The organism is Rhizobium sp. P2_G2 (genome assembly GCF_056403555.1).
The window spans coordinates 45537-53790 of sequence record NZ_JBFUFF010000041.1; the positions used below are offsets into that span (position 1 = coordinate 45537).

Genomic DNA, 8254 nt, shown 5'->3' on the forward strand with positions numbered 1-8254 from the left:
GAGTTGGACATGGATTGGCCAAACAACAACTGGCACCCGATCGGCGACATTTCCGACATCCCGCTGCGCGGTGCGCGCTGTGTGAAGACACCGCAGGGCAAAATCGCCGTCTTCCGCACCGCGGAAAACGAAGTCTTCGCCATCGAGGACCAGTGCCCGCATAAGGGTGGCCCACTCTCGCAAGGCATCGTCCATGCAAAGGCGGTGACGTGCCCGCTGCACAATTGGGTGATTTCGCTCGAAACCGGCAAGGCGCTGGGCGCTGACGAGGGCGCAGTGCGGACCATCCCGCTGCGCAACGAGGACGGCGCGCTGTTCATCGCGCTTGAAAGCCTAATGATGGCAGCGGAATGATGGACGGGGAGGTCAAGACCACCTGTCCCTATTGCGGCGTCGGCTGCGGCGTCATTGCCACCGTGCGCGATGACGGCGCGGTTTCCGTCAAGGGTGATCCGGACCATCCGTCTAACTACGGGCGGCTATGCTCGAAAGGCTCGGCGCTAGCGGAAACCATCGATCTCGACGGACGCATCCTGCACCCCGAGATCGGCGGGCAGCGTGCCGGTTGGGACGAAGCGCTTGATCTGGTCGCGCGTCGGTTCTCGGACGCCATTGCCGAACATGGGCCGGACTCGGTCGCCTTCTATGTCTCCGGGCAGTTGCTGACCGAGGATTATTACGTCGCCAACAAGCTGATGAAGGGTTTCGTCGGCTCCGCCAATATCGACACCAATTCTCGCCTCTGCATGTCGTCCTCCGTCGCCGGCCATCGCCGCGCCTTCGGCTCGGATACCGTGCCTGGGACCTATGAAGATATTGAACTCGCCGACCTGGTGATCCTCACCGGCTCCAATCTCGCCTGGTGCCATCCGGTCATCTATCAGCGGCTGGCGGCTGCGAAGGCGCGCCGCCCGGGCATGAAGGTCGTGGTCATCGACCCGCGCCGGACGATGACGGCCGACATTGCCGATCTACATCTGGCAATCCGGCCGGACACGGATGTGGCGCTGTTCGTTGGCCTGTCCTCACATCTGATCAAGAACAACGCGGTCGACCAGAACTACGTCGCCCAATATACCAGCGGCTTCTCCGAGGCCTTCGCCTCCGCCTCCGGCCTGTCCTTTACGGAAGTCCTGGAAATGACCGGTCTGCCGGCCATGCAGTTGCGCGAATTCTACCGCCTGTTCACCACGACCGAAAAGGTCGTGACCTGTTACAGCCAGGGCGTCAACCAGTCCTCATCCGGCACGGACAAGGTCAACGCCATCATCAATTGCCACCTTGCCACCGGCCGCATCGGTCGCCCCGGCATGGGGCCGTTTTCGCTTACCGGGCAGCCGAATGCTATGGGCGGGCGCGAGGTCGGTGGGCTGGCCAATATGCTCGCTGCCCATATGGCGATCGAAAATCCAAGCGATCGTGACCGCGTGCAGCGCTTCTGGCAGTCGCCGGCGATTGCCGCCAAGCCGGGGCTAAAGGCGGTCGACATGTTCCGGGCGGTTGCCGATGGGCGGATCAAGGCGCTGTGGATCATGGCAACGAACCCGGTCGTCTCCATGCCCGACGCCGACATTGTCGAGGCTGCCATCAAGGCCTGCCCGTTCGTCGTCGTCTCCGACATCCTCAAGGACACCGATACCGCGCGGCACGCCCATGTTCTGCTGCCCTCACTCGGCTGGGGTGAGAAGAGCGGCACGGTCACCAATTCCGAGCGCCGCATTTCCCGTCAGCGTGCTTTCCTCGATCCGCCGGCAGAGGCGCGCGCAGATTGGTGGCAGCTAGCGGAGGTGGGGCAGCGGATGGGCTTTTCCCACGCCTTCGCCTTTGAGTCGAATGCTGAGATTTTCACTGAACACGCAGCGCTTTCGGCGTTTGAAAACAATGGCAGCCGTGATTTCGATATCGGCGCCTACGCCACTATCGACCAGCAAAGTTATGACGTGCTCGCGCCTTTCCAATGGCCGCAGCCGACGGGGCGGGAGGCGGTCGAAACGCGCTTTTTCACCGAGGGCGGTTTCTATCATGCGGACGGAAAGGCGCGCTTCGTTCCCATTGTGCCGAATCCTTCAGACCGCACCAACGCTGATTATCCCTTCATACTGAACACCGGCCGCATTCGCGATCAGTGGCACACGATGACGCGGACCGGCAAAACGGCACGTCTTTTCTCCCATATCGCCGAGCCCTTCGCCGAACTGCATCCACGCGATGCCATCGAGCTGGGCATAGGCAGCGCAAGCCTGGTGGAGATCCAGAGCCCCCACGGCAGCGTCGTCGTCCGCGCGCTGATCACAGAACGTCAGGCGCGCGGCAGCGTGTTCGTGCCGATGCACTGGAACGACCAGTTTACCGCCAGGGCCCGCATCGACACGCTCGTGCCGCCGGTGACGGACCCGATCTCGGGTCAGCCGGCGTCGAAGAATGTCGCGGTTGCAGCGTGCCGCTTCAAGGCGGCATATTATGGTTTTGCCGTCTCCCAGGCAAAACCCGATCATCTCAACGCCGATTACTGGGCTCTGGCCAAGGCCGATGGCGGCTGGCGTGTGGAACTCGCTTTCCGGCAGCCTGTCGAAGATTGGGTGAGCTTGTGCCGCAGCGCTTTTTCCATTCCCGACACAATCGAGCCGCTCCGCTATGTCGACCGTCAGTCCGGTGACATCAGGCTCGCCTTCTTCGACGGCGATCGTCTGCTCGCCGCTCTGTTCCTGGCGTCCGAACCAGTCGCTGTCGCCCGCAACTGGGCAATCGCGCAACTGACAGCCGAACACGGCAATCTCCGCAAGCGCTTCGCCCTCGTCGCCGGCCGGCCGGGTGCCGACAAACCGGATCCCGGCGCCACCGTCTGTGCCTGCTTCAGCGTCGGCGTCAACCAGATCGTCGCTGCCGCCCGGCAGGGCTGCCGGAGCGTCGAGGCGATCGGCAAGGCGCTCAATGCCGGGACCAATTGCGGCTCCTGCCGCGCCGAGATTCGGGGGATCATCGACGGATGCGCCGCCGCCGCAGCAGCCGAATGAATCGCTTTCCGCGCATAGTCTGCGAAACTGGGTTCAGGCTCCGGAATAAAGGCATGTGCAGAAACGAGGGCTGAAAGACCGGGAGCAAAGCCTGGAAATTGCGATGCGCCTCAGGTTGCCTTTTGGTTGCTGTGGGCTGTGGCCCTGCAAAGGGCAATCCGGCACATCCGCGAACCCGATGCAGTCGCGGCCGGCGCCCCTGATGTAAAAAGGGGTGCACCGATGCTAACGGTAGCCACGCTCTCCCCGCTGCCTTGCTGGTTCGCGCTTCCGATTGCACTTCACAATCGCGTTAGTTTTCCCATACGATACTTTCGCAGGTGTTAAAGTTCGACAAAGCTAATATGATCCGCCGGCCGATCGGGAGTCGTAGAGATAGCGGCCGGCGGGGAGGGCTTGCGAGATGCTGCCAATTTTTGTCCGTCAAATGGACTATCGGTCATGTGCTGCCGGAACTTATCCGGGTCACAGAACGTTGAATCGCCGCTTAGCGGGGAAACCCATGTCGGACATCGAACATCAAGATAGACAGCTGCCGCTGCCGGATTCTGCGCGGGCACTGCCCGCACATCGCATCCCCACCATTATCGGGCGGCGGTCCGTTTCCGTGTCCGGACGCGGGACTTGGTCGCGCATCTTCGGGCTGATCCATAAGCTGGGGTCGGAGGAGGATGACGGTCCGGTTTCCCGCATCCGATATTAGCCGTATGAATTTGCTCCGAATGTTTCTTTAGTCACTTCATTCTGTCCTGCTTCAGATCTTGCGGGACGTCCACGCCGGTCAGGCCGGTAGAGCTGAGCCGCCGCTGGGTGCGGCTTCATCCAAAATCCAAGAAAACGGACAATTACCAAAGATTCCGCTATTGCGCGGTGCGATCTTCGAACGCGATTTCGTCACAGATTGCGGCGATCTCCGTATCGAGCTCATCGCGCAATGCATTGTTGAGCGATACGAGATAGGGCAGGTGTGCATCGTCGATGGCGTCAGTGAACAGGAAGCGCGCGTCTTCGTCCGGCAATTCACCTTTGAGCGCCCGCGTGCAGGCCAGTATGGCACGATGGTAGTAAAAGCCTGACTTGACCGGCCATTCGCCCAGAAGGCATTCGGCGGCCTGGCGGGTATTTTCGACGCGGACCACCATATGCGTTCTGGTACCGATTTCGATAGTAATGATGCGATTCCAAGTCCCGGTGCTCATTGCGTAGTGCATTTCCGAACAGTGCTTCCTGACCAAGTCGTAAAATACGATAGGTCGCTTGCGCGAGAATGGTATTTTAGCGCATTGGATTCGGAATTCTGGCCGTTTTCCCGGTTGCAGGCCGAGATGCCGTTGCCAACCTTCACTGCGAGCGACTTTGCGCAATCCTGAGAAGAGGGCAACGGCTATTCTGCGTGATCACCGTCAGGCAACAGGAGGACGACAAGCACGAGACCGATCATCGCAATGAAGTCGAAGGCTTTCTGCTGGCCGTTCCAGACTGCGGACTGCCACATCGCGAACCATTCGCCGCCGGCGATGATGAAGCCCACCATGTAGAGCAGAAGTCCTATGGTCAGCCCGGCGACGGCAATGCCTTTAGCCTCCTCGAATGCCGGCGTTCCGGCCACGGTCAGCAGACGCGCGGCGCCCAGCCAGAGAAGCACAGCGGCGATCATTTCCGCCGCGATGATCAGCCAGTAACCCGCCTCCTGCACGGACGGATTGGTGATCGCGCGCCAATGCAGGCTGGAATTCGGGAAGGTCGTATCCATCGAGAGCACATGCTGGACGAACAGCCAATTGCTGCCGTAGTCGGCGATGTTTCCGTAAGCGACCAACGAGAAAAACAGCGCGCTCGCCGCCACGAGTGCGATTTTGCAAAGCCTGATGACAACCAAGATGACCTCCCGTTCCCCCTCTGGAGCATGTCGCCTGAAAGTGGAACCGGTTTCAGGATAACGACATGCGCAAAAACAAAGATGTAGAGCGCGGTTCTGATTCCATCAGAACGCAAAGCGCTCTAGACGCGCGCCGTCTCCGTCAGATCCGACCGATCGCATCGGGCGGACGCATGATCGGCAGATTGACTTTGGCTGGCTTCGCCGATATCCAAAATATATGATGACCGTGCCGAACTTCACTGGATTTTATTACGCGCCGCAGAAATAGCGGCAGGGTGCATCATTATGTTCAACCGCTGCCTGGCCAGCGGTTGATGTTGACGGACGCCTCTGGCCCGCGTGGCTTTCGAGAGGACGTCATGTCTAACAATCCAAATGAACTCACGAAGATGCCGATCGGCGTTATAGGCTTCGGCGCATTCGGGCAATTAATGGCCGAGCATCTCTGCTCTCACTTTCCGATCATGGCTTTCGACATTGAAGCCGACGCTGCGAGAGCGGAAGCGCTCAACGTATCGATGGCGCCGTTCGAGGCCGTCGCGGCGTGCCCCGTAGTCATCCTCTCAGTTCCGGTCGGCCAGATGCGCAACGTCGTCGCCCGCCTCGCTCCGCTTTTGCAACCCGGGACGCTCGTCCTCGACGTCGGCAGCGTCAAGGTCGAGCCTGCCGCGATCATGGACGAACTGCTTCCCGGCAATGTCGAGGTCGTCGCGACACATCCGCTTTTCGGCCCGCAGAGCGCGCGTGACGGTATCCGCGGATTACCGATCGCCATATGCCCCATTCGCGGGCGACGCTTCCGGGTGGCGGCTTTTTGCAGGATGCTCGGCCTCGATGTCATCATGACGACACCGGGGGCACACGACCGGGATATCGCCCAGGTTCAGGGGATCACGCATCTGGTGGCGAGCGTGCTGGTGAAGATGAATCTGCAACCGACACGCATGACCACACGAAGCTTTGAACTGTTGATGTCCGCCGTGGACATGGTCCGGTATGATGCGCCGGAAGTGTTCCAGGCAATCCTGAAGGCCAATCCTTATGCTGGAGATATCCTGAAGCGCTTCAAGTCCATGACTTCAGCCCTGGAGGAGCCGACTTGACGCTTGGTATCGGCTGCTCGTCAAGCCTTGGCGATCCGGCTGCCTTCGCGGTTGTCGCGTGTCGTGTTCAGGCGCCGGCTTATATCACGTCGCCGGCAGACGTCGACGGACGATGCCCGTGTGGAAATTCACGCCGTGGATCAACCCGGCATCGTCGAAATCAAAGTTCGGATTGTGTAGCGGCGCGGACGCCTTGCCATTGCCAAGGAAGACGAAGCAGCCCGGCACCCGCGACAGGAATTGGGCGAAATCCTCTGAACCTGTCATCGGCTTGTCCGCAATCTCGGCATTGTCAGCGCCATAGAGATCAGTCGCCACGGCGAGTGCCTCTTCGGCAAGCCCGGCGTCGTTGAGGAGCGGAACGAACTCCCTCGAATATTGGACGTCGGCCTCGACATTATAGGCGAGGGCGGTTCCCTCGGCGATCACCCGCATCTGCTGTTCGATACGTTCGCTGACCTCAGGACTGAAGCTCCTGGCGTCGCCGAGGATGCGGGCGGTGCCCGGCAGGGCATTACGCGTACCGTCGGTGATCAGCTCGGTCACCGAGACGACGCCGATATCGGCCGGGTCGATCCGGCGCGCCACGATGGTCTGCAGATTGGTCACCAGCGCGCAGGCGGCGACCAGGACTTCGTTGCCCCAATGCGGCCGCGCGGCATGGCCGCCGACGCCTTTCAGGGTGATTTCGAAATTGTCCTCGGCCGACATGAGCGCACCGGGTCGGGTCTGGAAATAGCCGATCGGAAGACCCGGCATGTTGTGGATGCCATAGATCTCGTCGAAGGCAAACCGCTCGAAAAGACCGTCCGCGATCATTGCCAGCGCGCCCTTGCCCCATTCCTCGGCAGGCTGGAAGATGAAGCGTACCGTGCCGTCAAAGCCGCCATCCTCGGCCAGCAGTTTCGCCGCTCCGAGCAGCATCGTCGTATGACCATCATGGCCGCAGGCATGCATGACGCCCGGATTCCGCGACGTGTAGCCCTTGTCTCCGAGCTCGGTGATGCGCAGCGCATCCATGTCGGCCCTGAGCGCGACCGCCCGATTGCCGCTGCCGCGTCTGATCGTGCCGACCACCCCGGTGCCGCCGACGCCCTCGGCGACCTCGTCCAGACCGAATTCGCGCAGCTTGGCAGCCACGAAGGCGGATGTCGATGTCTCCTCGAAGCCGAATTCCGGATTGGCGTGAAGGCGATGACGCCATTCGGTCATTTCCGCCTGGAGTGCTTGCAGATCTGCCATTGTCATTCCTCCGGTCCGGTGAGTTTGCGCACGACGTCGAGCAGAATATTGGCCCCCGCGACCAGATCGGCCTCGGGAGTGAATTCCTTCGGATTGTGGCTGATGCCGGCGACACTCGGCACGAAAATCATCGCGGCAGGCGCGATTCTCGCGATCATCTGGGCGTCATGGCCTGCCCCCGATGTCATGCGCCGGGATTTCAGTCCACGCGCCATCGCGGCCTGCTCGACAAGCGTGACGATGCCTTTGTCGAACGTCACGGGCTCGAAGCGCGCCAGCCGCTCCGTGGTCACCTCGACCTGTTCTTCCTCGGCGATCGTCTCGAGGAATTGCGCAAGTGCAGCCTCTTCGGCCTGAAGCCGCTCCTCGTCAGGATCGCGCAAATCGACGGTAAAGGTCGCCCGCGACGGGATGACGTTGATCGCGTTCGGCTCGAAAGCCATGCAGCCGACCGTGGCGACCGTCGGCGTGTTCGACGCCTGCGCTCGGGCACGCAGGAATGTAATGACACGCGCCGCCGCTAGCCCGGCATCGCGGCGCATTGACATCGGCGTCGTGCCGGCATGATTGGCGTCGCCCTGGATGGTCACCCGCTGCCAGGAAATGCCCTGCAAGTTCTCGACCGCCCCGACCGGAATGCCTTCGCGCTTGAGCACCGGGCCCTGTTCGATATGCAGTTCGATATAGGCATGCGGCTTCAGGAAGCCGGGCTCATGCGGCCCGGCATAGCCGATCCTTGCGAGTTCCTCGCCCAGGACGCTGCCATCGGTGCCGATGGTCGCCAGTGCTTCCTCGACGGCCAGGCCGCCCGCATAGACAAGCGACCCCATCATGTCGGGCGCATAGCGCACGCCTTCCTCATTGGTGAAGGCGGCAACGACGATCGGACGGGCCGGAACGAACCCTTCCGCCTTCAGTGTTTCGATAACTTCGAGGCCCGAGAGCACGCCATAGCAGCCGTCGTAAATGCCGGCATTGATCACAGTGTCGATATGCGATCCCAGCATTAGCGG

7 protein-coding genes are annotated in these 8254 nt (G+C 61.3%); 3 read left to right on the plus strand and 4 right to left on the minus strand.

Features of this window, described 5'->3' with window-relative positions; all coding sequences use genetic code 11:
- The first annotated feature begins 9 nt into the window (after positions 1-9).
- Positions 10-354 (plus strand): nitrite reductase small subunit NirD, encoded by a 345-nt coding sequence (nirD, locus tag AC1D06_RS24655; protein WP_477884085.1) that lies wholly within the window; start codon positions 10-12, stop codon positions 352-354.
- Positions 354-3014 carry a nitrate reductase gene (locus AC1D06_RS24660; protein ID WP_477988448.1) on the plus strand — a complete coding sequence of 887 codons (2661 nt, stop codon included), beginning with the start codon at positions 354-356 and terminating at the stop codon, positions 3012-3014. Before nirD ends, AC1D06_RS24660 begins: the two co-directional genes overlap by 1 nt.
- Before the next feature lie 860 nt (positions 3015-3874).
- Here AC1D06_RS24660 and AC1D06_RS24665 read toward each other — a convergent pair.
- Both AC1D06_RS24665 and AC1D06_RS24670 read right to left on the minus strand, forming a co-directional pair.
- Positions 3875-4213: a DUF982 domain-containing protein gene (locus AC1D06_RS24665; RefSeq protein WP_477988437.1), complete on the minus strand. Its 339-nt coding sequence runs from the start codon at positions 4211-4213 to the stop codon at positions 3875-3877.
- A 185-nt stretch (positions 4214-4398) separates the two neighbouring features.
- The gene (locus tag AC1D06_RS24670; protein WP_477988439.1) at positions 4399-4893 is read right to left on the minus strand and encodes a DUF2165 family protein; all 495 of its coding nucleotides are present in this window, start codon (positions 4891-4893) and stop codon (positions 4399-4401) included.
- Positions 4894-5285: 392 nt separating this feature from the next.
- On the opposite strand from AC1D06_RS24670, the gene AC1D06_RS24675 reads away from it, so the two are divergent.
- Positions 5286-5999, plus strand: coding sequence for a prephenate dehydrogenase/arogenate dehydrogenase family protein (locus tag AC1D06_RS24675; protein WP_477988444.1), 714 nt, complete (start codon positions 5286-5288; stop codon positions 5997-5999).
- A gap of 84 nt (positions 6000-6083) precedes the next feature.
- On the opposite strand, the gene AC1D06_RS24680 is transcribed toward AC1D06_RS24675, so the two are convergent.
- Together AC1D06_RS24680 and AC1D06_RS24685 are read right to left on the minus strand one after the other, a co-directional pair.
- Positions 6084-7241 (minus strand): M20 aminoacylase family protein, encoded by a 1158-nt coding sequence (locus tag AC1D06_RS24680; protein WP_477988445.1) that lies wholly within the window; start codon positions 7239-7241, stop codon positions 6084-6086.
- A gap of 2 nt (positions 7242-7243) precedes the next feature.
- On the minus strand, positions 7244-8254 hold a 1011-nt coding region (locus tag AC1D06_RS24685), incomplete at its 5' end, for a hydantoinase/carbamoylase family amidase (RefSeq protein ID WP_477988447.1).

Excerpts from the sequence above, each read along its gene's own strand:
- nirD (WP_477884085.1), top strand. The coding sequence starts at position 10 with ATGGATTGGCCAAACAACAACTGGCACCCGATCGGCGACATTTCCGAC.
- AC1D06_RS24660 (WP_477988448.1), top strand. The coding sequence starts at position 354 with ATGGACGGGGAGGTCAAGACCACCTGTCCCTATTGCGGCGTCGGCTGC.
- AC1D06_RS24665 (WP_477988437.1), bottom strand. The coding sequence starts at position 4,213 with ATGAGCACCGGGACTTGGAATCGCATCATTACTATCGAAATCGGTACC.
- AC1D06_RS24675 (WP_477988444.1), top strand. The coding sequence starts at position 5,286 with ATGCCGATCGGCGTTATAGGCTTCGGCGCATTCGGGCAATTAATGGCC.
- AC1D06_RS24680 (WP_477988445.1), bottom strand. The coding sequence starts at position 7,241 with ATGGCAGATCTGCAAGCACTCCAGGCGGAAATGACCGAATGGCGTCAT.